This window comes from Humibacter ginsenosidimutans, from assembly GCF_007859675.1.
Lineage (GTDB): Bacteria > Actinomycetota > Actinomycetes > Actinomycetales > Microbacteriaceae > Humibacter > Humibacter ginsenosidimutans.
On sequence record NZ_CP042305.1, the window covers coordinates 2,208,988 to 2,232,206 of the forward strand.

A 23,219-nucleotide genomic window follows, 5' to 3' on the forward strand; every position below is an offset into this window, starting at 1 on the left:
TCGTGGCGTGAACGGTCCCCCGGTGAGCCGCTCCCCCTCCAGCATCCTGCGCCGTTGTCGCGTCGTTCGCCACCCCGAGCCCCATCCACCGCGGGTGATCCCGCCACTCTGACCGCGCCATACGATCGCCATCATGGACGTACGAATCGCCTCGATCGTGCTCATCCCGCTGCTGGCCGTGCTGGCGCCGATCCTCGCGACAGTGGTCGGACGAGTCGCGAAGATTCCGCTCGTGGTGTTCGAGATCGTGCTGGGAATCCTCGTCGGTCCGAGCGTGCTCGGCTGGATCCCCACGTCGGATGCCCTCACCACCGTCTCGAACTTCGGCCTCGCGTTCCTCTTCTTCATGGCGGGCTTGGAGATCGACTTCGCGACCATCAAGGGCAGGCCGCTGAAGCGGGCGGTCGTCGGCTGGATCATCTCGCTCGTCGTCGGCGTGCTCCTCGGCGTCGTGCTCGCACCGACGCCGATCTCGGGCATCTACGTGGGCATCGCGCTCTGCTCGACGGCGCTCGGCACGCTCATGCCGCTGCTGCGGGATGCCGGCGAGCTCAAGACCCCGTTCGGCCTCGCCGTCACCGCGGTCGGAGCGATCGGCGAGTTCGGCCCCCTGGTGGCGATCTCGCTGTTCCTCTCCGGACGGTCGCCGCTGAGTGCCGGCATCGTGCTGATCGCGTTCGTCGTGGTCGCCGGCGCCGGTGTATGGCTCGCGTCGCGGGGAACGCACGAACGGTTCCATCGCCTCGTGCGCGCGACTCTGCACACGAGCGGGCAGTTCGTGGTGCGGTTCGTCGTCGTGGTGATCGCGGCGCTGGTGGGGCTGAGTCTCGCGCTGGGACTGGACATGCTCTTGGGGGCGTTCGCGGCGGGCATCCTGAGCAAGGTGCTGCTCTCGGGAGCACGCGAGGTCGACGCCGAACAGATCGAGGGCAAGCTCGAGGCCGTGGCGTTCGGGCTGGTGGTGCCGGTGTTCTTCATCGCGACCGGCGTCGGGTTCGACCTCAAGGGGCTGCTCGCCGACCCGAGGGCGCTCGTGCTGCTGCCGATCTTCTTGGTGCTGCTGCTCGTGGTGCGCGGGCTTCCCGGACTGCTGGCCGCACCTGCGGGCTCGACGGGCAGAGACCGAACGGCGCTCGCGCTGTTCACCGCCACAGGTCTGCCCATCATCGTGGCCGTCACGAGCATCGGGCTGGAGACCCACGACATGACCTCGGGAACGGCGAGCGCGCTCGTCGGGGCCGGGATGCTCTCCGTGTTGCTGTTCCCGGTGATCGCGTTGGCGTTGCGGCGCGGCTCGTCCGACGGCGGTGTGCGACCGCCTGACCTGCAGCACGTGCCGACGGAAGGCTGACGCGGGGGTGCGGCCCACGCCGCTCTGGCCCGAGCCGAACATCGGAGTTCTGCGTCGACACGCCGCGCGCCATCGGTCGTTACGGCGTGTCGACGCAGAACTCCGATTTCGGGCGCGGCGAGCCAGGACGGGGGGTGGTGGTGGCTGCAGTCAGCGGGCGACGGTGAACGTCTCTCCTGGTCGCACCGCGCGCAGCTGGTAGGCGCCGACGAAGCCGAGCGCCTGCGTCTGCCAGCGCGGCGTGACCACGCGGCTCTCCGGGTCGAAGTACAGCGAGAGACGATGCGGGGTGTCGATGAAGGCGAGGTCGACGCGCAGCGGGCCGTGCGGGGCATCCGTGTCGAGGATGCCGCCCCGCACCGCCACCGGAACCTCCAGGGTTCCCGACTCCCCACCTTCCGTCACCGCCCACACGCCGTCCCCGACGGGGCCGCCCACCGTGCCGGTCGGCGTCGCCGCGTCGCGCAGCGGGCCGACGGCCGCCGCCCAGCCGTCGTCGCCGCCCAGCGCGGCGACATCCTCGTGCAGCGTCACCCGCCACCCGGAGTCGACACGCTCCAGCGTCGCCCGTGCCAGCGCGCCGTACTCCTGCGCGGAGCGGGCGTCGGCCGCACGCGTGTACTCGCCGGAGGCGTCCGCGGGCAGCGCGGCCGGCGACCTCAGGGCCGGGAACGCGATGTCGCGCACGATGCCGTGCAGGGCATCCCCGCCCTCTGGCGCCGCCGCGAGCGGCGCGTCGTGGAACGCGGGAAGCAGATGCTTCCAGACCCGGTCGATGAGGTCTTGCATGTCGGCGGTCTGCGACGTGATGGCGACGATGGCATCGTGCTCGGGCAGCACGATGCAGTACTGGCCGAAGGCGCCGTCTCCGCGGTAGCCGTGGCGAGACATCCAGAACTGAAAGCCGTAGCCCTGCTGCCAATCGTCCGACTCGGCGGCCACGGGGCCTCCGGGCACCGCGTTGGCGACCTGCACGCTCGTGGCCTCGTGCACCCACGAAGCAGGCAGCAGCCGGCGACCGTTCCAGACTCCGTCGTCGAGGTAGAGCCGGCCGAGTTTCGCGACGGCTTCCGGCGGTGCGAACAGACCGGAGAAGCCGAGATCGACGTCGGCCGGCTGCTGCTGCCAGCCCATCGGGTCGATGCCGAGCGGCTCGAACAGCCTCGGTTGCAGGTACTCGGTGAGCCGCTGGCCCGACCTGCGCTGCACGATCACCGCGAGCGTGTACGTGGCCATCTGGTTGTACGTGAACAGGGTTCCGGGCTCGCGCTCCGGCGGTGCGGCGAAGAACGCCCTGATCGGATGCTCGCGATCCGCCCCGAACGCCGTGATCATGTCTTCGAGATGCCCGGTCGCCATCGACGCGAGATGCCGAACGAGGATGCGCCTGCTCGCCGGCGCGACGCTGTCGGCATACTCCGGAAAGTAGTCGGCGGCCGGAGCGTCGAGATCGAGCAGCCCCTCGGCGACGGCGAAGCCGGCCGCCGTGCTGGTGAAGCTCTTGCTCAGCGAGTAGACGAGCTGCGGCCGATCGATCGCGTACGGCGCCCACTGCGCCGACGCGATCACGGCGCCGTGCCGCAGCACGATCACCGCGTGCGGATCGATCGTGGGTTCCGCGTCGATCTCGTCGAGCAGCGCCAGCACGGCGGCCGGGTCGACGCCCTCCGCCTCGGCGCTGCTCGCGCGCCATGAGGATGCCTGCGGCACGGCCTGCGAGGCTGCCGCGGAATCTGCTGGGTGGGGTTCGGTGGCGGGCATCGGCATCCTCGGATCGATTCGAAGCACGTGACGGCACGTGCTTCGAGCTTCTCACGGCGACGCGCTCTCCTCGCCTGCGTGCACGCTTCCTATGTGTTTTCCGAACGTGGTCAGAATGATTCTCTAATGATTTCTGTGGGGGCTCCAAGGTCGCGGAAGGGCCTCGGATAAACCGCGCTCGTACCGTTCCAGCATTCCCCCGGTCGGTCACACACCCGACCACAGGCATCCGGCGACGCACGACCCGAAGGAGAGACCCGATGTTCCTGACCTATCTCAGACGTGAGCTGAGCAACCGCAAGAAGCAGAGCGTCATCATCGCCATAGGCATGGCGCTCGCCATCGCGCTGGTGATTCTGGTCAACGGCGTCTCGACGGGCGTGAAGGATGCCGAGGCCACCGCTCTCGAGTCCGTCAACGGCGTCGGCACCGACGTGACCATCACCAAGACGGTCAAGCCAGGCTCGGCGTCGGGCAACCAGCGCTTCGACTTCGGCTCGAAGAACAACGGGAACGGCAGCGATGGCTCGACGAACCTCTCGCAGAGTCGGCTCTCGACCACGATGGGGACCTCCACCTACAGCGAGTCTTCACTCGCCAAGGTGAAGGGCGTCGACGGCGTGAAGGCGGCGACCGCGACGCTCTCGCTGCAGAACAGCACGTTCTCGGGCCAGATCGCCCAGGGAGACAGCTCGAGCAGCGGCTCCGGCACGAGCGGCTCGACGAGCGGGCAGGCATCCCCACCCTCTGGCAGCGGAAGCGAAGGCGGCAGCATGGGGCCGAGCTCGTTCGGCATCGACCAGTTCACCGTCACCGGCATCTCCACGGGCGCACGCACCGTCGGCCCGATGAGCGCCACCACGCTGAGCAGCGGCCGATACCTTGACTCTGGCGACAACGGCAAAGACGTGGTCGTGCTCGACTCGAGCTACGCCAAGAGCGAGAGCCTCAAGGTGGGCAAGACCGTCACGATCGGCGACACGAAGTTCACCGTCGTGGGCATCGTGAAGTCCACCTCGTCGTCGTCGACGACCGCGTCGAACGCGTACATCCCGCTCGACACCGCGCAGAAGGTTGCCGACCTCGACGGCAAGATCAGCAACATCTACGTGACCGCCACGTCGGCCGGCGACGTCGCCTCGCTCAAGACGGCGCTCGAGAAGGTTCTGCCCAGCGCGACCGTGAGCACGGAGGCCGACCTCGCATCCAGCGTCTCGGGCTCGCTCTCCACCGTCTCCGCTCTGGTCACCAACCTGGGCACCTGGCTCTCGCTGCTCGTGCTCGCCGCGGCGTTCCTCATCGCCGTGCTCTTCACCATCTCCGGCGTCAGCCGTCGCACCCGCGAGTTCGGCACGCTCAAGGCCATCGGCTGGAGCAACGGACGCGTCGTTCGGCAGGTGACCGGCGAGTCGCTCGTGAACGGCCTCATCGGCGGCGCCATCGGTGCGATCGTCGGCATCGCCGCGATCGTGGTCGTCAACCTCATCTCGCCGACGCTGTCGATGTCCGCGAGCGGCAGCGCCGGTGCGCCGTCAGGCGGCCCCGGCGGTCAGGGTGGCGGCATGGCACAGGGCGCAGCGCAGGCCGCGCAGGGCGGCAGCGAGATCGCGCTGCACATCCCGCTCACGGCCGGCATCATCCTCATCGCCGTCGGACTGTCGGTGCTCGGCGGACTCGTCGCAGGCGCCTTCGGCGGCTGGCGCGCTTCGCGGCTGCGCCCGGCCGAGGCCCTGAGGAGCGTGGCGTGAGGATGCCAGCGCCCACGGCATCCACTCCGCTCCGGGCCGCCACGTCCCGGCGCCGCCCTCCCTTCCGACCCGCTACGACAAGGAGCACACCATGACCGACACCGACACCCTGCGGATCCCGTCGGAACCCGCGAACGACACCGTCGGCATCGCCTACTCGCTGCACGACGTCACCAAGACGTACACGCAGAAGGGACGCACCGTGCAGGCGCTGCGCGGCATCGACCTGGAGATCGCGCGCGGACAGCTGGTCGCCGTGCAGGGCCCGACCGGTGGCGGCAAGTCGACGCTGCTGCAGATGCTCGGCGCGCTCGACCGGCCAACGTCGGGAACCGTGACGCTGGGTGCGCACGACCTGTCGCAGGCATCCGACAGCACGCTGGCGACGCTGCGCGGCACCGAGATCGGGTTCGTCTTTCAGGGCTTCAACCTGATCCCAACGCTCAACGCCATCGAGAACGTGGAGACCGCCTTCGCCACCGACGACGTGCCGCGCGCCGAGCGCAGACGACGCAGCGCGGAGGCGTTGGCCTCCGTGGGCCTTGCCGACCGGGCCGATCACCGACCGTCGGAGCTCTCCGGCGGACAGCAGCAGCGCGTCGCCATCGCCAGGGCCCTGGTGAAGGAGCCCACTGTGTTGCTGGCCGACGAGCCGACGGGTGCACTCGATGAGGCGACGCGCGACGAGATCATGGCGCTGATCGAGCGGGTGTGGCGCGAGCAGATGCTCACGGTCGTCATCGTGACGCACGACTCAGCGGTCGCGCGCCGCGCAGAGCGGCGGCTGCGTATCAAGGACGGCCGCGTCAACGAGATCTGACGCGGGCCCGCGCCCGACGCGAGAAGAGGCCGCCGAAGCCGACCGTGAGGGTCGGGCTTCGGCGGCCTCTTCGTGTTCGCAGGGCGCGGGTTTCGAGACGCGCGCCTGCGGCGTGCTCCTCAACCAGCGGGCGTTGCGGGTGGGGTCGGCTCGCCGAGCGAGAGCATGAGACGGTTCGCCCAGTTGAAGAACGCCGCGCCGTGGATGACATCGGCGATCGCCAGGTCGTCGAGTCCCGCCTCGCGCAGCTGCCGCACGTGCTCGGCGCCGAACTCGCCAGGGGTCTTCGTCAGCGCCACGGAAGCGTCGATCGTCGCGCGCCACTGCGGGTCGGACTGCGGGGCCGAGGTGCCGGCATCCAGCAGGCGCTGCACGTCGTCGGGACGCTTCGACTTCTGCGAGGCGAACCGGGAGTGCACGGAGGCGCAGAACAGGCATCCGTTCGTACGGGATGCCGCGGCGGCCGACAGTTCGCGCTGCGCTCTCGGGAGCCCGCCCTTCTCGTTGTAGAAGATGTCGTTGTCGGTGCGAGTGCGGGCGCCGAGGATGTCGGGATCGCGCACAAGCAGCCTGAAGTATGGACTGTTCGCGCGGCCCTTGTCGACGAGGCCGTCGTAGTGCCGCTCGGTCAGCTCGTCGATCGGCAGGGGCTCGAGCCACGCCTCCCAGCCGAGCTGCGCCTGCGTGAACACGTTCGGCACGTCGAAGTCGTGCCGAACGACCTGCTCGCCCGTTGCAGTGCTGTCGCTCATCGCAGTTCTCCCTTCAAGACGGTGAGCCCCGCGACCACGCGGAGCTGGAAGTTCAGGAACGACACCAGCTGCGAGAGCGTGACGATTCCCGTCGTGTCCCAGCCGGCATCCAGCAGTGCCTGCAGCGCATCGGCGGAGGCGTCGCGCGGCCGATACGTGAGCAGGTGGGTGTGCTCGAGAGCCGCGGCGAGGCGGACGCCCACTGCCGCGACCAGCTCGGGCGGCGCCTGCCAGTGCAACCCCTGCTGGTTCTCCACCGACAGCGGGCCATCGGGGTAGTCGCCATACGGACCCGTGGTGACGGCGCCGGGAAGCGCGGCGTCGAGCGCGGCCAGTGTCTGCGGGGACTCGGCCGCAAGCAGGTCGCGGTAATGGGGAGCGACAACGCTCTGCGCGAGCGCGACCGCCCAGTAGGCGATGGCCAGCCGCTCCGGCCGGCCCACGTGCTCCAGCGCGTCTGAGGCGAACAGCGCGTCGTAGCTCGCCTGGGCGTTGCGCTTCGCGTCGGGACGCTGCACGCGCAGCGCGAAGACGGGGTCGCCCTCGTCTATGCCGACCAGTCGGTCGATCACATCGGTGCTCATGGGGTTCCTTTCGTGTACGAACTGCCGGGATGCAACTTCCTGTGGGGCGGGCGCATCAGCCCACGGGAGCAGTGGCCTTCGGCACCCACCCGAGCTCGGGCGCGAGGCGCTCGGCGATGAGCTCCAGCGAGCGCAGCACCACCGCGTGCGGTGGGTCGACGGGGTGCGGCTGAAAGACGATGTCGCTCGCGATCGGCAGGATCGGGTCGCCCTGCAGTGTCTCCAGCACCTGCTCCGCCGTGCCGATGTGCAGGTCGAGAAAGGCGGCGAGCTCGGCGTCGCCGGCCCCGTCGGGAATGACGACGCCCTGCGCCCTCAGGGTGGGCAGCGAGCGCGCGATGCCCTGCGCCCGCCAGCGCACGGCATCCTCTTCGTCGTCGACGACGAGCACGGAACGGGATGCCATCACTCGCGGCTCGACTCCGGCCGGCAACGCCTCGGTGTACGCGTCGACGATCGCCACCTGGTCGGCGGCGGAACCTCGGCCCGTGTACTCGTTGCGCGGTTGTGTGCGGGAGAGCATGAGTCCGTTGCCGGCGCCCCCGATGCGCGCGGCTCCCGATGCCGAGAACGTCGCCTCCCACAGGCTGTCGGCCAGCTGCGGCGCCGGCGGGTAGAGCGCCCCGCCGTCGGAGGTGAGCACCTCGCCGCTCAAGGCACGCAGCAGGGTCGCCTTGTGCTCGGCGTAGATGGCCGGGCGGTCGGCGGGGTCGTGTCCGAACGGCGGGAACGACGACGAGGTGCCGCCGGAACCGATGCCCAGTTCGAGCCGGCCGTCGGAGAGCAGCCAGAGCACCGCGGCATCCTCGGCCACGCGCAGCGGCTCCTCGAGCGGCAGGGTCACGATGCCGGTGGCGAGCACGATGCGCGACGTCTTCGCCGCGGCCTGCGCGAGCAGCACGAACGGCGACGGCAGACCGCCCTCGTCACGGTGGAAGTGGTGCTGGGCGACCCACGCCGTGTCGTAGCCGAGCTGCTCTGCACGCACGAACTGCGCGATGGCGTTGCGGTAGCGCTCGACCGGTTCGACGTCGTCGAGCAGCCGCGTGAAGTAGCCGAGTCGGGGTCCTGTCATGACTGATTTCCCTTTCCGAGGTAGGCCTCTTGGATCTCGGGGTTGTCGAGCAGCTCGCGCGCGCTGCCCTGCAGCACGATGGCGCCGGTGGCGAGCACGTAGCCGCGGGATGCGATAGAGAGCGCAAGCTCCGCCTGCTGCTCGACGAAGAGCACGGCCACGCCGAGCTCGGTGTTGATGCGCACGATCTCGTCGAGCACCTGGTCCACGAGCTTGGGCGAGAGGCCCATGGTGGGCTCGTCCATGCAGATGAGCTTCGGACGGCTCATCAGCGCCCTGGCGAACGCGAGCATCTGCTGCTCTCCACCTGAGAGGGTGCCGGCCTCTTGGCGGCGACGTTCGGCGAGGCGCGGAAAGTGGGTGCGCATCCTTTCGAGGTCTTCGTGGATGCCCGCCCGATCGCTTCGCGTGTACGCCCCGGTGAGCAGGTTCTCGTCCACCGTCAGCTGCGGGAACACCCGCCGCGCCTCGGGCACCGACGCGATGCCTGACTTGACGCGCTGCCTGGTCGACGCCTTCGTGATGTCGCGCCCGCCGAAGTGCACGGAGCCGGACTTCACGGAGGTGAGCCCGAGGATGGTCTTCATCGTCGTGGACTTGCCGCTCGCGTTGCCACCGAGCAGCGAGACGATCTCGCCGTAGCCGACGGTGAGCGTGTTGCCGCGCAGGGCGTGGAACGGGCCGTAGTAGACGTTGACGTCGTCGAGCCGGAGCAGATCTGTCATGTCAGGTCCTCCCCGCCGAGCCCGCGCCGCCGCCCCAGGTACGCCTCGATGACGGCGGGGTCGCGACGCACGGCATCGGGTCCGCCCTCGGCGATGATGCGGCCGCCATCCATCACGATGACGCGGTCCGAGACCGTCATCACGAGGTCGAGCTTGTGCTCGACGAGCAGGATGGCCTGCCCGTCGGCCTTGAGGTCGAGCAGCTGCTGCAGCACCTCGGCGGTCTCCGACTGGTTCATTCCGGCCGTCGGCTCGTCGAGCACGAGCAGCTTGGGCTTCAACGCGAGCGCGCGGGCGATCTCGGTGCGCCGCCGGTTGGCGTAGCTGAGCGTGTACGCCGGGTCGTCACGCCGCGGTCCCAACCGCGCCTCGAATCGCTCGATCTCCTCCGCGATGGTCGCGTCGATGACCTTGCGCTCCCGTCGTGCTCCCGGTGAGCCGAAGATCGCGATGAACAGCTCGGCGAGCAGCGGAATCCAGCGCAGCAGAAAGAGATGCGACAGCCCCCGGAACGGCCTGCTGGCGTGCAACGTCGAGTGGATGCCCACCTCGATGTTGTCCGCCACCGAGAGCGTCGGAAAGACGCGACCGTTCTGGAACGTTCGCGCGATGCCGTCCTCCGCGATACGGGCGGTGTCGGCGTGCCCGATGTTCCTGCCGTCGAGCATGATCGTGCCCCCGTTGGCCCTGATGGTCCCCGTCACGAGGTTGAGCGTGGTCGTCTTTCCCGAGCCGTTCGGCCCGATGATCGACACCACCTCGTGCGGCGCCACGGTGAACGAGATGCCGTCGACGGCCTTGAGGCCCTCGAAGTGGCGCTCGAGGCCGGTCACCTCAAGCAGTGCGTCGCTCATGAGTTCCTCACCAGGATGCCGCCGGGCCTGAACCGCACAGCGAGGATGAGCACCAGGCCGTAGACGATGATGCGCAGCTCGTCGGTGAAGCGCAGCGCCTCGAGCCCGCCGATCAGGATGATCGCGCCCACCACCGCGCCGTACGGCAGGTTCACGCCGCCGAGGATGACGATGGTCACCACGAGCAGCGACATCATCATCGTGAAGATGGTGGTGTCGATGTACGTGTACTGATGCGCCAGCAGGGAGCCGCCCAACCCAGCGAAGAACGCGGAGATCGCGAACGCGAGGGCCTTGTAGTCGCGCACCCGTACCCCGGATGCCAGCGCGGCCACCTCGTCGGCGCCGACCGACGAGATCACCCTGCCGAGATGCGACCTGCGGATGCGCCACATCACCAGGAGCGTCAGCACGAGCACGCCGAAGTCGATGAAATAGAAGTCGCGGGCGGAGAACAGCACGGTGTCGCCGATCTGCGGCCACGGGATGCCCTGGATGCCCATCGGGACGACGAGCTGGATGATCGCCACGATCACGATGCCGATGCCGAGCGTCGCGATGGAGATGTAGTGCCCCTTCACGCCCCAGATCGGTGCGGAGAGGATGGACGCCACGATCGCGGCGACGATGCCCGCGATCGGCAGCGCCAACCAGAACGAGACGTGCAGGTAGAGCGTGATGAGTGCCGACGTGTAGGCGCCGATCGCGATCGGGCCGGCCTGGCCGAGCGCCATGACGCCGGCCTGACCGGCCGTGACCGTGAAGCCGGCGGCGATGATCGCGTACACGAGCACCTGCGTGCCCGTGCTGAGGATGTAGTCGTTCGACACCAGCGGCACGACGATGCCGCCGACCACGAAGGCGCTCGGCCACACCCACTTCGGAATGCGGAACGGCCGCCCCTTGCCGAGAAACGTGCCGGTGAGGGGCTCGCTGGAGATGAGCGGCACCTTGCCGAGCAGCCCGCCCGGCCGGATGATCAGCACGGCGATCAGGATGACGAAGACGATGATCTGGTCGGCGCTGCCGCCGAAGATGTAGACGCCGAACGACTCGAGGATGCCGAGCACGAACCCGCCGATCACCGCGCCGACCAGTGAGCCGAGACCGCCGAGCGTGGCCGCGACGAATGCCGTCATGCCCGCGTTGAGGCCGGAGGTCGGATCGGCGACGCCGACATACAAGGCCATGAAGATGCCGGCGAGACCGCCCAGCGCCGAGGCGATCACGAACGACAGGTTCTGCACCGCGCCCACCGGGATGCCCATCTGCAGCGCGGCCTCCTGGTCCTGCGCCGTTGCACGGATGCCGCGCCCCACTTTGCCGTACTTGAGGAACAGCGACATCACCACCATGAGCACGGCCGTGATGCCGAGCATCACGACGTCGGCGGTGCCGAAGCGCATGTTGCCGATGTGCAGATTGGATGTCTGCAGCACCTGCGGAAACACCCGAGAGTTCGCGCCGAACACCATCTGCGACGTGTTGTCGAGAATGAGCGAGACCGCGTAGGTGGAGAGCATCGCCGCCAGCGGAAGGTACTTCGCGAGCGGACGAACCACAGCCACGTTGGTCAGCAGGCCGATCACGGCGCATACGGCGAGCACGAGCGGCAGCGCCACCCAGAAGGTGAGCCCCAGCTGCACCACGAAGAACCAGGTGAGCATGGCCCCGAGTCCGAAGAACGAGAACTGGGCGAAGTTGACGACGTTCATGACGCCGAAGACCAGGGAGATGCCGACGGCTCCGAGGGCGTAGACGTTCCCTCGGAGCACGCCGGCGATGAGCGTGTCAAGCATGAATGCGTGTCTCCGTCGCAGCGGCGATCAGCCGTTGTAGACGACCCACTTCCCGTCCTTCAAGATGGTCGGGGTCAGGTGCGGAGACGCCACGCGACGGGTGGAGGGATCGAAGGTGATCTTTCCGTACACGACGCTCGGAACATCCTTGATCTCACCGAAGCCCTTGAGGATGCCCTCCCGCGTGATGCCGCCCTTCTTGGCCGCGGCCACCGCCACGTTGAGCGCGTCGTAGGCGCCGGCCTCGAAGCTCGTGACGTCGGTCTCGCTGGGGTACTTCTTCTTGAACGCGGCGACGAACGACTTCACCTCGGGGTCGGTGCTCGTCTCGACGAACTCGCTGCCGATGATCGATCCGGTGGCTGCGGAGGTGCCGTCGAACGACTCCTCGTCCTGGCCGCCGTAGAACGTGCCGTTGTAGCCGATGGAGCGCAGCTGCGTGACGATCTTCGCCGAGTCGGGCCCGTATCCGATGTGCACGAATGCCTGCGGGTTGCCCTTGACCGCCTTGATCAGCGACGGCTTGTAGTCGTCAGAGGTGTCGAGCACGCCCTCGGCGTCGGTGATCTTGAGGCCGATCTTCTTGGCCTCGTCCTCGAACGCCTGGTAGGCGGGGATGCCCCAGTCCGAGGTGTTCAGGTACGTCACGCCGACCGACTTCACGCCCTGCTTCTTGATGTAGTCGGCGGTCCACTTGTAGGTGGCGCTCGTCGTGATCGAGGTGGACCACTGATACTTGGTGCCCTTGGCGGTGAAGTCGGGGTTCGAGTTGTTGAAGCCGTATTGCAGCAACTTGCCCGCCGTGTAGATGGGCGAGGCGGGAATGGACGCCGCCGACGAGTAGTCGCCGAACACCAGGATGACGCTCGAGTCGCCCACGAACTTCTGCGCCACCGGCACGGACTGCTTCGGGTCCGACTGAGAGTCCTCGTATTTGAGGGCGACGGGATGCCCGTTGATGCCGCCCTTCGCGTTCACCTGGTCGACGGCGAGATCGAACGCCTCCTTGAACTGCTGGCCGTACTGCGCGTACTGCCCGGTCTCGGCGGCGGACACCCCGAAGTAGACGGTGCTCGGCTTTCCCGAGGTGTTCGAGGCCGCCGCCTCACCGCTGCACGCCGCGAGGCCCATGGCCATGAGTCCCGCGACGGAGACGACGGCGGCGCGTTTCAGGACCTTCTTCATGGTGATTCCTCTTCGGGGTCGGGTGGTGCTGCTGTGAGTCGCACGGGCACGACGAAGCCCCGGCTGCCGATGCCTCAGGTGCTGTGGCCGCAGGAGATGGGGAACGAGGATGCCCGACGCGACGATGCGAGAACCGTGTCGGCGAGTGCATGGCCGGCGCGGCGTGACGCCACACTATGCTCGCTGCGCGACGCAATGCCATCGGGCCGGTAACACAGTTGCGCCGGTCGCAACGCGGCGGAACGCGGCGTCACGGGCGGTCATCTCGGCGCGAGTTTCGGGGCATCCGGTTATAGCGGCGCGCCGGTTCGGCCGAGCCTGTTCAGCGCCGCGCCAGCGACATCACCTTTCGCCGGGCGGCGTCGACCGCCGCCTTGTCGTCCGCGTGGATGCGCACCGCACCGTTCTTCTCGATCGAGATCTGCGCACCGGTGTCCAGACAGATGGACCGGATGGTCGCGCCGCCGCGCCCCTTCACCCGCCCGACGGCACCAGCCGGAATCATGAACCTGGCCACATGATTCCAGGCCGTCGACTTGACGACGATCTCGCCGGCGCTCGGCCAGGGTTCAGCGACCCAGACCTTGAGCACTCTGTCGTCGAAGTCGCCCTCCAGCCGCACGCTGTTCTCCTCGACGTCGCGATCGACGCGCGCCGGCTTCGCCAGCACCGACTCGAGTTGCACAGCGGTCACACCGCGCTGCGCCATCCGCTCCCTTGCATGGTTCGTGTAGCGAACGGATGCGCCGACTCGCGCGCGCGGGCCCTGGCGCCTCCGCGCCCGCACCGCAAGCACGATGACGAGCGCGAGCACGACCACCGCGATCGGCAGCCACAACCAGGACGCGTGCACGCGCGGCCCCTCTCCGCCGGACCGTCGGATTCACCGGCACAGCCACCGTAGCTGCGACGGGTCGGTGCCGGCCGGACACCGCGACGAGAGTCAGTCGCCGTGCGTCTCCTCATCGAGCTTCGTGCCGAGACCGGAGAACCTGAACTCCTCGACAGGGAACGGTTTGTGGGCGGCAGCTGATTCGAGGGCTCGCTGCGCGAAGACCGTCTCGATGATCGCGCGGGAGAACCCTTCCAACCCACGTCCGATCTCGACCACGGTGAGCAGCGGGTCGTCGGAGCGCGGAATCTCGGATCGCGCCTTCGTCGTCACGAGCACCACGGGCACGCCCGCGTCGAGCAGCGGGCCGGGCACCGTGAGTTCGCGGTCGTCGCCGAACAGCACGACGAGCGAGTTCTCGAACGCCGATTCCATCGGTCCGTGCAAGAACTCGTAGGTCTCGTGCGCCGTGGCGGGAACCCGTAACGCCTCGCGCACCATCAGGGCGAACTCGGTCGCGGTGGCGAACGAGACTCCGCTCGCGACGACATCCACTGAGTCGGCGCCGCCGAGCAGGCTGCCCACCGCATCGAGCAGTGGCCGGAATGACTCCTCGTGCCGCGCGATCGTCGTCTCGATGTCGGCAAGGCCCTTCGCGGCATCCTTCACGCCCCAGCGTTCGGCGAGGTACCCGAAGGCGAGGAGCGTTCCCGTGTAGCCGACGGAATACACCGGCGAGTCCGGCACGCCGCCGAGGTCGACACACCGGTCGACCGCATCGCCGATCTGGGCCTCAGGAAAGTTCGAGACGCCGATTCGCCGCCCTGGTGTCAACCGTCGTGCCGCCTCGAGGGGCTCGGGGCTGCGTCCGGACTCCGACACGATCACGTAGTGGTCGCCAGGCTGGTACCCGTCCGGTCCGATGAGCACCTCCGACGCCGTCAGGTCGACAGCGCGATGCCCCGCCTTCGCGAACACGGCGACCAGTGCGTTGCCCGCGTTGCGGGAGGCTCCCATCGCCACGACCGCGACCGTCTCGTGCGGCCCGAGAACAGGCAGATCCATGCCCTCGATGCTGTGGGTGACGGATGCTCTCACGGTCGAGAGCTGCTCGGCCTGCGTCGCCAATGCGTCGGCGAACGGGATTCTTGTCGTTGGCATTGCTATCCCTTCACGGAGCCAGTGGACATGCCACTGACGATGTAGCGCTGGAAGATGATCGCGATGATCACCGGTGGTAGTGCGGCGAGAAGCCCGCCTGCGGAGACGAGGCCGAAGTCGGTGGTATATCTGCCGGCGAATTCGCTGATCGCCACGGGCAGCGTCTTCGCCGCGTTCGTGGACGTGAAGATCAGGGCGTACATGAACTCGTCCCAGGCAAGAAGGAACGCGAACATGATCGCCGCCACGATGCCGGGGCGCGCCGCAGGCAGGATGACGTAGAACAGCGCCCCGAGCCGAGTGGTGCCGTCGATACGAGCCGCCTCTTCGAGCTCCTCTGGAATGGTCATGAAGTAGTTGCTCAAGATCCAGAGCACGAACGGGATGACGAGCGAACAGTCCACGAAGACCAGGCCGGCCTGCGTGTTGAGCAGTCCGAGCGAGTTGAGGATCAGATAGAGCGGAATGAGCAGGGCGATCTGGGGCAGCATGTACGTTCCCAGGAACAGCAGCAGCACCACTCGGCGAAAGCGGAATCGCAGCCGTGCAAAGGCGTAGGCGCCGAGGATTCCGACGATCATCGAGATGATCACGGTTCCGATGCCCACGACGAGCGAGTTCACGAACGCCGCTCGGAACGTCGCACCGACACTGTCCGCCCCGCCCCGGAAGATCGTCACGTACCTGCTGAAATCGAGTGCGCTCGGAATCCAACGAAGTGGAATCGTGATCAGCGTTCGCTGCGGAGTGACGCTCGCGAGCACCATGTACGAGATCGGCAGCAGACAGCACACCGCGACGACGAAGGCCGCGACGTGAATCAGGATCGAATTTCGCGTTGCTCGTCTCATAGCAGGCTCATGTCCGAACGTCGAAGGAACCGAAGATAGATCGTCGTGAGCACCAGGATGACCAGCACGATGATGATCGCCAACGCTGATCCCACTCCGAAGTTCTGGTCGGAGAACGCCCTGATGTAGGCGAAATAGGCGATCGTGGCCGTGCCGTTGATGGGGCCGCCCCGCGTCATCGCGTAGATGATGTCGAACACCTTGAACGCCTCCACTGTTCGCAGCACGAGCACGATGGAGATCGACGGCACGAGCAGGGGGAGGACGATCGAGCGAAGCATGCGCGGCCAACCGGCGCGATCGATGCGGGCGGCCTCGTAGAGTTCCGAGGGAATCGCCGTCAGCCCCGCAAGCAGGAAGAACGCCACGAGAGGCGTCGTCTTCCAGACGTCGGCGATGATGACCGCGTTGAGCGCGCTCATGGGCTCGCCGAGCCACGCCTTGTACTCGTGGATGACCCCCAGCTGTGTGAGCGCGGCGTTCAACGCGCCGTACTGAGCGTTGTAGATGCCCTTCCACATGGCGGCGTTCACGATCGTCGGAATGGCCCATGGAAGAACGACGATCGTGCGGAACAGCCACCGCCATCTGAGCTTCGCGTTGAGCAGACCGGCAACGATGAGTCCGAGCACGAGCTCGAGCGCCGTCGAGACGACGGTGAAGTACAGCGTGCGCCACAACGAGTTCCAGAACTCGGGGTCTTGCAGCACCTCCACGTAGTTGCCGAGGCCGACGAACGGGGTGTCGGTCGCCAGTGCGGAGTTCACCTGGAAGAGGGAGACCAGGATGGTGCGCGCGATCGGATAGAGCACGACACCGAAGACCGCCACTCCCGCCGGGAGCAACAGCCAGAAGGCGAGTCGGCCTTGTCGATCACGTTTGCCGCGGCGCGGGAGGGAGCGCTTCTCAGGCGCTCCCTCCTTGCTGCCGTTCAGGCTTGCAACGGTCATTCCTGGTCAGTCCTTGGCCGCCGACGCCTGGGACTGAGCGGCGTCGAGCGCCTGCTGAGGCGTGACCTTGCCCAAGAGCGCGTTCTGCAGTTGAACCTGGAGGATCTGCGACACCGTGTTGTAGTTCGCGACCTCCGGACGGTTGATCATCTTGTCGTACGCCTGGCCGGCGGCCTTGAACACCTCGGGGTTCGTCTTGACCACGTCGGGGTTGCTGAAGCTGGACTTCCAGTTCGGCATGGCGCTCTTCGCATACTTGTCCTGCACGGGCTGGCTGGTGATGTATTTGATGAACGTCCATGCGGCGTCCTTGTGCTTCGACCCGGTGGGGATGGCCAGCGCCATCGAACCGTTCACACCGGGGTTCAGCCCGGTCGGGCCGGTCGGAGGGGGCGTCACGACAGCCTGTCCGACGATGGACGAGATCGACGAGTCGTTGAAGTCGCGGAACGCCGACTCCCAGTTGAGCTGCATGGCCGAGTGGCCGGCAGCCATCGACTTGTCCGTGTCGTCTTCCAGATACGTCAAAGATGCCGGGTCGGTCAGACCGTCCGTGATGGTCTTGCGCATCCAGGTCAGCGCGGCGACGCCTTCTTTGCTGTTCAGGTCGAGCTTGCCGTCGCTGGTCGTGAAGTCGCCGCCGAATGCACCGAGCATCACCGCGTAGTCGCAGATCAACGCCTCCGCCTGCGACCAGCTCCACGTCAGCGGATACTTGACGACCCCGGCATCCTTCAGCTTCTTCGCGACCGCGAGAACCCCGTCCCACGTGGTCACGTCGGCGCCGGTCGCCCCGACCTTGGCGAGCATCGCCTTGTTGTAATAGAACAGCTTGGTCGACGGGCCCCACGGCACGCCGTAGTACTTGCCCTTCCACTCTGCAGAGGTGAGAGCGCCACCGAGCATCTCGTCTTTCCAGCTCGACGGGAACTTGTCAGACAGGTCGGTGATCAAGCCCTTCGACGCGAACTCGGTCGGCCAGATGACGTCCATGAGTGCGACGTCGTACGTTCCGGCCGGTGCAGACGTGACGATCTTGTCGTGCAGCGCCTCGTACGCGACGAACGTCGGATTGACCTTGATCTTCGGATACTTCTTCTCGAACGACGAGATCATCGCGTTGACGTCCGACTCGCTGTATCCCGCTTGTTTCATGAACAGTGCGTTGATGGTCCCGCTGTCGCCGCCTCCTGCACCCTGATTGCTCGTCGCACCGGTCACGCTGCAACCGCTGACGACAAGCGCGACGGATGCCGCTGCCGCGAGCGCGGTGACGATGCGCCGCGCCGTGCCCTTCCTTATCTTCATCAGACCCTCCATTGGTGTCTTGGGATGGATTACTTTCCGAGTCGATGGCCCAGTGCGATCGCGCCGTGCACGGGGGGATCCTGAGCAGGCGCACCGTGAGACCGAGATCGAGAGCGAGAACGGCCGCCTCGAACGCGCTGAAGAACCTCGGCTGATTCGTCACGACACCGCCCGCGCACACGACCACCTCGCCGACGGCGCCGCGTCGGACCGCGTGCAGCACGTCCTGTGCCAGAACGGCGGCTGAGGCCTCGATGACCTCGGCGGCGATCGCGCTTCCCTCGTCTGCCGCGTTGAACACCAAGGGGCCGACACGTGCCCAACGGGCCAACGTCGCCTGTGATCCGAATGCGAAGCTGAGGGCCGGTATGTCTTCGGCCGCCATCTCCGTCATCAGCATCTCCGCGAGCAGGTCGGGCTCCTCGCCGCGATCTCTGGCGGCGAGAACGGCACGCACCGCCTCGCGGGCGATCGCGGGCGCGCTTCCGGGGTCCCCGATCAGATAGCCGTATCCCCCAGCGTCGATCAGCTCGCCGCCGGCCCCCCGGCCGACGACCTTCGAGCCCGTGCCGACGATCACCTGAATCGACTCCTCGAGGCCGGCTGCCGGCCCGACGAGCTCGACGTCGTTGACGGTCGAGAGCATTCCACGATGCACGCGCGACATCTCGCGGTTGAACTCCGCCACCTGGGCGTCGCTGTCGAGGCCGTGCGCCCCGACGACCAGAGCGGCCTCTGCGGCTCCTGGAATGTGCTTGAGCAGGTCGACAAGGCGCTCTGCGTTACCTCGGCCTTCCGCGAGCGTGCCGTGCATCCAACGGCTGGTCGGCACTGCGAAGTCTTCGAGAACCTCGTTGCCCTCCGTGACCAACACATGGGTCTTCGTGCCACCCACGTCGATGCCGACGATCACAAGAACCTCACTGTTCCGATAGTTTTCTATCTGATCGATAAAAAGTAGGACAAAGCTAATCCCGCGACTCGGAGCCTGTCAACTCACGATTCGGTCACGGCGGAGAAGGGAAGGCGCGACGAGCCTCCGGCACATTCAAGGCCCGCCGGCCATGCGGCTCAGAGGTCTTCGACCTCCCTGGACTCAGTGCGACAGGTAAGCGAAGTCGTGCACCTCTGCAGCCGCCAGCTCCGCCGCGCCGACGATGACTGCATCCTCGCGAAGCGACGCGGCAACGACCCGCGGAACGCGGATCACACGACCGGCCAGTCGCTTGTGGATCTCGGCCACGAGGCGTTCGGCATCACCGTAGCTGCTGCCGACCACCAGGAGATCGGGGTCGAGGACAGCCACCAGGGCGGTGGCGGCGATCGACGCCATGTCGAAGATCTCGACTTCGAGTTCGGCCGCGTCAGCGTTGCCAGCTGCGGAGAGCGCGAAGACGTCCTCGGCGGCCACCCATCCGGTGGCCGGAATCGGGATGCCCCGCTCGCGGGCAGTTCGAGTCAGGGCGACAGATCCGATGCGATCCTCGAGATCGCCGTGGTCGGTGAAATACCGGGAGAACGCCGCCCTGTTGGTGAGCAGGTAGCCGACCTCGCCAGCACGCGCTCCCGCACCGCGGTGCAGTTCGCCGCCGCTGATGATGCCCGCGCCGAGACCGCGTCCGATCAGCAGCGCGACCATGCCCGCCGAGCCCCGACCTGCTCCGCGCGTGAGCTCACCCCAGGCCAAGGCGTTGGCATCGTTCTCGATGACCAGCGGCAATGCGACACGTTCGCGAAGCAATCGGCCGAGCGGTGTCTCGTTCCAGCCCATCTCCGGCATGCGTGCGACGGTTCCGTTCGCGTCGACGTTGCCGGGCACCGCCACTCCGACCGCGAGGCAGGGAGAGCCCATGCCCTTCGCAGTGGCGATCAGCGTGCCTGCCAGTTCGACCAGCTGCTCGACCTGCAGGGCTTGTTCGTGCTCGATCTGATCGGGCTTGGCGTCTTCGGGAATCGGGTTGGAGAACGGCGCGACTCGCCGAAAGACGATCTTCCCGTCGAGATCGACGAGAACTCCGACCGCCCTGTCCGCAAGCAGCTGCAGTGCCGCGACCAGTCGCGTCTCACCGGCGAACCGAAGAAGCATCGACGGGCGTCCGCCTGTCGATGGCTCATTGCCGGCCACCGCGATCACGTTGTCGCGGAGCAGCGTCGACGTCAACCGATTCACCGTCGCCGAACTGAGTCCCGTGCGTGCGCCGATCTCCTGGCGCGAAAGAGCCCCCGACTCCCGCAGCAGCTTGACGATCGTCGTACTGTTCACGCGGGACAGCTCACGCGTCGTGGCCCCGTGCGGAGAACCCGACTCGCTCGCAGACGTCATAGTGTCACCGCCGCCGACTTGTTGCTCACAGTGTCAACTTAGTCGGTCTTCAGCGGAAGCCAGGAACGGCACGGGTGCGCGGCCGCGGCATCCGGTTCCGGCCCTGCGCGATGCGGGTGGTCCCCCTCACCGCGCCGTCGTCGAGACCCACCCTTCCGGGGTCGTTCCCGACGTCAGAAAGTCGCGCAGCCCGTCACTCGCCTCGGCGTTCAGCACGTCGTCGGCGCGCGTGTAGATGATGGGCTCCTCTTTCGAGTTGTGCGCATCGAGCAGACCGAGCAGCTCCCGGCAGGAATCGACGATGGATGCCGGGGCCGCACCCTCCGCGAGCAGCGCGTCGAGAGCATCCATCGCGTTCCACAGCGCACCGTGCTCGCGCAGCATCACCATGACCGGCATCATCATGCCGGCCTCGCGCAGCGGGGGAAAGAGAAACTCTTCCTCGAGGTAGATGTGTCGACGCAACCCTTCCATCGCACCCCGCAGCAGATCGGTGCGCTCGCCGCCGCCGTCGGCGATGTAGGCCTCGATTCCGCCGTCGATCCGGCGGTGCTCCCGCTCGAGGGCGGCGGCGAGCGTCACCGGCCCAGGCTGCGCGGCCGGTGTGGACGAGGCATCCATCACGACGCCGACGGGGTGCCGGTGCCGACGTACGCCGCGGCATCCAGCTCGGGCAGATCCTGATGGGTGGCGATCGCGAGCCGGTTCCACACGTTGATGGCGCTGATCGCCATCAACAGCCGCACGAGTTCCTGATCACTGAACGAGTAGGTCGCCGGCACCCAGACGTCATCGGGCACGCCGTCCTCGCCGATCAGCGTGACGGCTTCGGTCAGAGCGAGGGCTGCCTGCTCGCGCTCCGAGTACAGGTCTGGCGCCTCGTGCCACCCGGCGAGCACGTCGAGGCGGCGCTGGTCGACGCCGGCGGCGCGCGCTTCGCGGGCGTGCATGTCGAGGCAGTACGCGCATCCATTGAGCTGGGATGCCCGCAGCTTGACGAGCGCGAGAAGGTCCTCTCCCATCGCCCCCGCGTGGATGTACTTCTCCATCGCGAGCATCGGCGCGTAGGCCTCGGGCGCCACGCTCTGGATGGCGAGGCGCTGCTCGGTGCTCGTCGGGTGCCCCGAGCTCATCAGGCGCTCGGAGTGAAGAAGGACTCGACGGTGATCTGGGCGCCGGCGAACAGCCGGGACACCGGGCACAGTGCGGCGGCCTCGTCGAGGATCGAGGCGAACTGCTCAGCCGAGAGGCCGGGGACCGTCGCATCGACGGTCAGCGCGGACGACACGATCGTCGGAACGCCGTCCACAGCGTCGAGCGTCACTGTCGCGTCGACCTGCAGCCGCTCGGGCTCCGAGCCATGCTGCCCGAGCGTGAGGGCCAGAGCCATCGAGAAGCACGACGAGTGGGCTGCCGCCGCCAGCTCTTCCGGCGAGGTCTTGCCGTCTGAACGCTCGGTTCTGGATGCCCACGTCACCGGAAGCTCGCCGAGCGCACCGCTTCGTCCCGTGATGGTTCCGGACCCGGATGCCAGCGGCCCGGTCCAGACGGTCTCGGAATGGCGTTCGGCAATGCTCACGATGCACCTCCAGTGCTCCGGCGCCGCGCGGGGATGACACGACGCGATGGCTCCAGAATATAACGGATGATCGTGCTTTTAACCCCAAGATCGCATCGACCTACGGCATCACGGCGGCCCGGGTCAGAGCCCCACCTGACTGGCTGCGTACTCCGCCTGAGCTTCGGTGAACTGGCTGCCGTATGTCGAAGTCATCTGCTGGATCAGCGAGTCACGCGAGTACCCCATCCCCGTCGCCATGTAGTTCTTCGCTGCCATGACGGCCTGCGCATTCCAGTCCGCACCGGAATGATCGATGCCGTACTGCGCTTGGCTTGGGACGAATTTATTTCCGGAGGAGGACGTCAGCTGTTGCAGCAGCCCTGCCTGCGAGAACCCTTGACCGTCAGACAGATAGTTCTTGGCGGCAGCGACGGCCTGTGCATTCCAGTCGGCGCCGGCGTGATCGATGGCCCACTGTGCATCCGCCTGGGCGAAGCCGTTCCCGAACTGCGAAGTGAGTTGCGACAACAGGCCGGCTTGAGAGAAGCCCTGCCCGTCCGCGAGGTAGCTCTTCGCTGCGACCAACGCCTGCAGTTGTGCAGCCGTCCCGACGGGCGCAGCTGCCTTCGACGGTGACGACTTTTTCACGGGCGCCGATGACGTGCCCGGCGTCGCCCCATCGGCCGCGGCGGACCGGCCCGGCGTAGCCACTGGCGACGAGTGCGCCGCGGAGTCGGCGACCGGCACAGATGAACCCGCCGACGCAACTCCGTAGACGACCGCGAAGACGATACCGAGAACGAACGCGGCCCCACCGAGAATCGTCCCGGCGATGGCGCGGCTGCCCTTCTTCAGGACCGCGCCGATGATTCCCAGTGCCAGAGCGACGACACCGAGGAAGATTCCGAATCCGGATGTGTGCGGGATGAGCGCGAAGCACACGCCGATGATGCCGAGCACCAATGCCCAGATGCCCAGAGCGGACTTGCTGGAAGCAGGAACGGTCGCCGATGCGGAGATCGGTTGGGCGTCCAGACTCGAGCCGGGCACCGATGCATACGGCGTTCCACCGCCCGCTGGCGCCTGCGGCGTCGAGTAGGTGAGTGTCGTCGGATCGACGGTCGGGGACGGTGACGCCCCGACTGCCGCGTACTCCCCCCAGGTCCGACCGTCCCAGTAACGCTGTCGCCCCGATCCGTCGTCGTAGTAGCCGGGCGGCGCAACGAGGTTGTCGCTCATGTGGGTCTTCCTCAAACTTCAGAGTGCTGTGAACGACCACACGTTACTGAGCGTTTGCTCACCATTTCGGCGCCGGAGCCGGTTTGAACCCGTTTTGGGGGTGCATGTCTTTGCATGCACAATCCGGGGCTCGCAGCGCCAAGGCTCCGATCCGGCTCCGGCTCACCGATGGCGTGCGACAGTGACGGGCGCTGAGACGTCAGGCGCGAACCGGATGTGTCGCATTCGACCCCTCATGCGCGGCGCTCTGCTGCGCTGATGCGACAGCGTTCGCCACAGCGACAGCATCCGTGACGTCATAGTGGTCATCCCCGCCGCCAGGGCCCGACGGGCCCCTGCT

General features: G+C 67.3%; 21 protein-coding genes and 1 pseudogene. 3 read left to right on the forward strand and 19 right to left on the reverse strand.

Annotated features, from left to right (window positions below; all coding sequences use genetic code 11):
• Positions 1–133: 133 nt before the first annotated feature.
• Positions 134–1,351: a cation:proton antiporter gene (locus tag FPZ11_RS10130; RefSeq protein WP_146320589.1), complete on the forward strand. Its 1,218-nt coding sequence runs from the start codon at positions 134–136 to the stop codon at positions 1,349–1,351.
• A gap of 150 nt (positions 1,352–1,501) precedes the next feature.
• On the opposite strand, the gene FPZ11_RS10135 is transcribed toward FPZ11_RS10130, so the two are convergent.
• Positions 1,502–3,112 carry a serine hydrolase domain-containing protein gene (locus FPZ11_RS10135; RefSeq protein WP_146320591.1) on the reverse strand — a complete coding sequence of 537 codons (1,611 nt, stop codon included), beginning with the start codon at positions 3,110–3,112 and terminating at the stop codon, positions 1,502–1,504.
• 260 nt (positions 3,113–3,372) lie between these two features.
• Between FPZ11_RS10135 and FPZ11_RS10140 the strand changes: the two genes are divergently transcribed.
• Both FPZ11_RS10140 and FPZ11_RS10145 read left to right on the forward strand, forming a co-directional pair.
• Positions 3,373–4,860, forward strand: coding sequence for an ABC transporter permease (locus FPZ11_RS10140; protein ID WP_146320593.1), 1,488 nt, complete (start codon positions 3,373–3,375; stop codon positions 4,858–4,860).
• 91 nt (positions 4,861–4,951) lie between these two features.
• Positions 4,952–5,680, forward strand: coding sequence for an ABC transporter ATP-binding protein (locus FPZ11_RS10145; RefSeq protein ID WP_146320594.1), 729 nt, complete (start codon positions 4,952–4,954; stop codon positions 5,678–5,680).
• A 119-nt stretch (positions 5,681–5,799) separates the two neighbouring features.
• On the opposite strand, the gene FPZ11_RS10150 is transcribed toward FPZ11_RS10145, so the two are convergent.
• The 18 genes and pseudogenes from FPZ11_RS10150 to FPZ11_RS10230 form a co-directional block, all read right to left on the reverse strand.
• The gene (locus FPZ11_RS10150) at positions 5,800–6,432 is read right to left on the reverse strand and encodes an alkylhydroperoxidase domain protein (RefSeq protein WP_146320596.1); all 633 of its coding nucleotides are present in this window, start codon (positions 6,430–6,432) and stop codon (positions 5,800–5,802) included.
• The gene (locus FPZ11_RS10155) at positions 6,429–7,016 is read right to left on the reverse strand and encodes a CMD domain protein (protein ID WP_146320598.1); all 588 of its coding nucleotides are present in this window, start codon (positions 7,014–7,016) and stop codon (positions 6,429–6,431) included. Before FPZ11_RS10155 ends, FPZ11_RS10150 begins: the two co-directional genes overlap by 4 nt.
• A gap of 55 nt (positions 7,017–7,071) precedes the next feature.
• A complete protein-coding gene (locus FPZ11_RS10160; RefSeq protein WP_146320600.1) occupies positions 7,072–8,091 on the reverse strand; it encodes a putative FMN-dependent luciferase-like monooxygenase in 1,020 nt (339 codons plus the stop codon).
• Positions 8,088–8,816 carry an ABC transporter ATP-binding protein gene (locus tag FPZ11_RS19240; protein ID WP_168203791.1) on the reverse strand — a complete coding sequence of 243 codons (729 nt, stop codon included), beginning with the start codon at positions 8,814–8,816 and terminating at the stop codon, positions 8,088–8,090. Before FPZ11_RS19240 ends, FPZ11_RS10160 begins: the two co-directional genes overlap by 4 nt.
• The gene (locus FPZ11_RS19245; protein ID WP_168203792.1) at positions 8,813–9,670 is read right to left on the reverse strand and encodes an ABC transporter ATP-binding protein; all 858 of its coding nucleotides are present in this window, start codon (positions 9,668–9,670) and stop codon (positions 8,813–8,815) included. The genes FPZ11_RS19240 and FPZ11_RS19245 overlap by 4 nt, the downstream gene beginning before the upstream one ends.
• Entirely contained in the window at positions 9,667–11,469 is a 1,803-nt protein-coding gene (locus FPZ11_RS10170; RefSeq protein WP_146320602.1) for an ABC transporter permease, read from the reverse strand. Before FPZ11_RS10170 ends, FPZ11_RS19245 begins: the two co-directional genes overlap by 4 nt.
• A gap of 27 nt (positions 11,470–11,496) precedes the next feature.
• Positions 11,497–12,654, reverse strand: coding sequence for an ABC transporter substrate-binding protein (locus FPZ11_RS10175; RefSeq protein ID WP_146320604.1), 1,158 nt, complete (start codon positions 12,652–12,654; stop codon positions 11,497–11,499).
• A gap of 322 nt (positions 12,655–12,976) precedes the next feature.
• Entirely contained in the window at positions 12,977–13,507 is a 531-nt protein-coding gene (locus FPZ11_RS10180) for a KH domain-containing protein (protein ID WP_146320606.1), read from the reverse strand.
• Positions 13,508–13,597: 90 nt separating this feature from the next.
• Positions 13,598–14,647 (reverse strand): SIS domain-containing protein, encoded by a 1,050-nt coding sequence (locus FPZ11_RS10185; protein WP_146320608.1) that lies wholly within the window; start codon positions 14,645–14,647, stop codon positions 13,598–13,600.
• A 2-nt stretch (positions 14,648–14,649) separates the two neighbouring features.
• A complete protein-coding gene (locus FPZ11_RS10190; RefSeq protein ID WP_146320610.1) occupies positions 14,650–15,498 on the reverse strand; it encodes a carbohydrate ABC transporter permease in 849 nt (282 codons plus the stop codon).
• The gene (locus FPZ11_RS10195; protein ID WP_146320612.1) at positions 15,495–16,448 is read right to left on the reverse strand and encodes a carbohydrate ABC transporter permease; all 954 of its coding nucleotides are present in this window, start codon (positions 16,446–16,448) and stop codon (positions 15,495–15,497) included. The genes FPZ11_RS10190 and FPZ11_RS10195 overlap by 4 nt, the downstream gene beginning before the upstream one ends.
• A gap of 6 nt (positions 16,449–16,454) precedes the next feature.
• The gene (locus FPZ11_RS10200; RefSeq protein ID WP_246846176.1) at positions 16,455–17,756 is read right to left on the reverse strand and encodes an extracellular solute-binding protein; all 1,302 of its coding nucleotides are present in this window, start codon (positions 17,754–17,756) and stop codon (positions 16,455–16,457) included.
• A 208-nt stretch (positions 17,757–17,964) separates the two neighbouring features.
• Positions 17,965–18,669 (reverse strand): annotated as a pseudogene (locus FPZ11_RS10205) (BadF/BadG/BcrA/BcrD ATPase family protein); the annotation flags it as partial.
• Between the two features lie 183 nt (positions 18,670–18,852).
• Positions 18,853–20,019 (reverse strand): ROK family transcriptional regulator, encoded by a 1,167-nt coding sequence (locus FPZ11_RS10210; RefSeq protein WP_246846177.1) that lies wholly within the window; start codon positions 20,017–20,019, stop codon positions 18,853–18,855.
• Positions 20,020–20,205: 186 nt separating this feature from the next.
• Positions 20,206–20,661 (reverse strand): hemerythrin domain-containing protein, encoded by a 456-nt coding sequence (locus FPZ11_RS10215; protein ID WP_246846178.1) that lies wholly within the window; start codon positions 20,659–20,661, stop codon positions 20,206–20,208.
• Between the two features lie 38 nt (positions 20,662–20,699).
• Positions 20,700–21,212 carry a carboxymuconolactone decarboxylase family protein gene (locus FPZ11_RS10220; protein ID WP_146320620.1) on the reverse strand — a complete coding sequence of 171 codons (513 nt, stop codon included), beginning with the start codon at positions 21,210–21,212 and terminating at the stop codon, positions 20,700–20,702.
• Positions 21,212–21,658, reverse strand: coding sequence for an OsmC family peroxiredoxin (locus tag FPZ11_RS10225; RefSeq protein ID WP_146320622.1), 447 nt, complete (start codon positions 21,656–21,658; stop codon positions 21,212–21,214). The genes FPZ11_RS10220 and FPZ11_RS10225 overlap by 1 nt, the downstream gene beginning before the upstream one ends.
• Positions 21,659–21,781: 123 nt before the next feature.
• Positions 21,782–22,879: an Ltp family lipoprotein gene (locus tag FPZ11_RS10230; protein ID WP_146320624.1), complete on the reverse strand. Its 1,098-nt coding sequence runs from the start codon at positions 22,877–22,879 to the stop codon at positions 21,782–21,784.
• Positions 22,880–23,219 lie beyond the last annotated feature (340 nt).

Excerpts from the sequence above, each read along its gene's own strand:
- FPZ11_RS10130 (WP_146320589.1), top strand. The coding sequence starts at position 134 with ATGGACGTACGAATCGCCTCGATCGTGCTCATCCCGCTGCTGGCCGTG.
- FPZ11_RS10135 (WP_146320591.1), bottom strand. The coding sequence starts at position 3,112 with ATGCCCGCCACCGAACCCCACCCAGCAGATTCCGCGGCAGCCTCGCAG.
- FPZ11_RS10140 (WP_146320593.1), top strand. The coding sequence starts at position 3,373 with ATGTTCCTGACCTATCTCAGACGTGAGCTGAGCAACCGCAAGAAGCAG.
- FPZ11_RS10145 (WP_146320594.1), top strand. The coding sequence starts at position 4,952 with ATGACCGACACCGACACCCTGCGGATCCCGTCGGAACCCGCGAACGAC.
- FPZ11_RS10150 (WP_146320596.1), bottom strand. The coding sequence starts at position 6,432 with ATGAGCGACAGCACTGCAACGGGCGAGCAGGTCGTTCGGCACGACTTC.
- FPZ11_RS10155 (WP_146320598.1), bottom strand. The coding sequence starts at position 7,016 with ATGAGCACCGATGTGATCGACCGACTGGTCGGCATAGACGAGGGCGAC.
- FPZ11_RS10160 (WP_146320600.1), bottom strand. The coding sequence starts at position 8,091 with ATGACAGGACCCCGACTCGGCTACTTCACGCGGCTGCTCGACGACGTC.
- FPZ11_RS19240 (WP_168203791.1), bottom strand. The coding sequence starts at position 8,816 with ATGACAGATCTGCTCCGGCTCGACGACGTCAACGTCTACTACGGCCCG.
- FPZ11_RS19245 (WP_168203792.1), bottom strand. The coding sequence starts at position 9,670 with ATGAGCGACGCACTGCTTGAGGTGACCGGCCTCGAGCGCCACTTCGAG.
- FPZ11_RS10170 (WP_146320602.1), bottom strand. The coding sequence starts at position 11,469 with ATGCTTGACACGCTCATCGCCGGCGTGCTCCGAGGGAACGTCTACGCC.
- FPZ11_RS10175 (WP_146320604.1), bottom strand. The coding sequence starts at position 12,654 with ATGAAGAAGGTCCTGAAACGCGCCGCCGTCGTCTCCGTCGCGGGACTC.
- FPZ11_RS10185 (WP_146320608.1), bottom strand. The coding sequence starts at position 14,647 with ATGCCAACGACAAGAATCCCGTTCGCCGACGCATTGGCGACGCAGGCC.
- FPZ11_RS10190 (WP_146320610.1), bottom strand. The coding sequence starts at position 15,498 with ATGAGACGAGCAACGCGAAATTCGATCCTGATTCACGTCGCGGCCTTC.
- FPZ11_RS10195 (WP_146320612.1), bottom strand. The coding sequence starts at position 16,448 with ATGACCGTTGCAAGCCTGAACGGCAGCAAGGAGGGAGCGCCTGAGAAG.
- FPZ11_RS10200 (WP_246846176.1), bottom strand. The coding sequence starts at position 17,756 with ATGAAGATAAGGAAGGGCACGGCGCGGCGCATCGTCACCGCGCTCGCG.
- FPZ11_RS10220 (WP_146320620.1), bottom strand. The coding sequence starts at position 21,212 with ATGAGCTCGGGGCACCCGACGAGCACCGAGCAGCGCCTCGCCATCCAG.
- FPZ11_RS10230 (WP_146320624.1), bottom strand. The coding sequence starts at position 22,879 with ATGAGCGACAACCTCGTTGCGCCGCCCGGCTACTACGACGACGGATCG.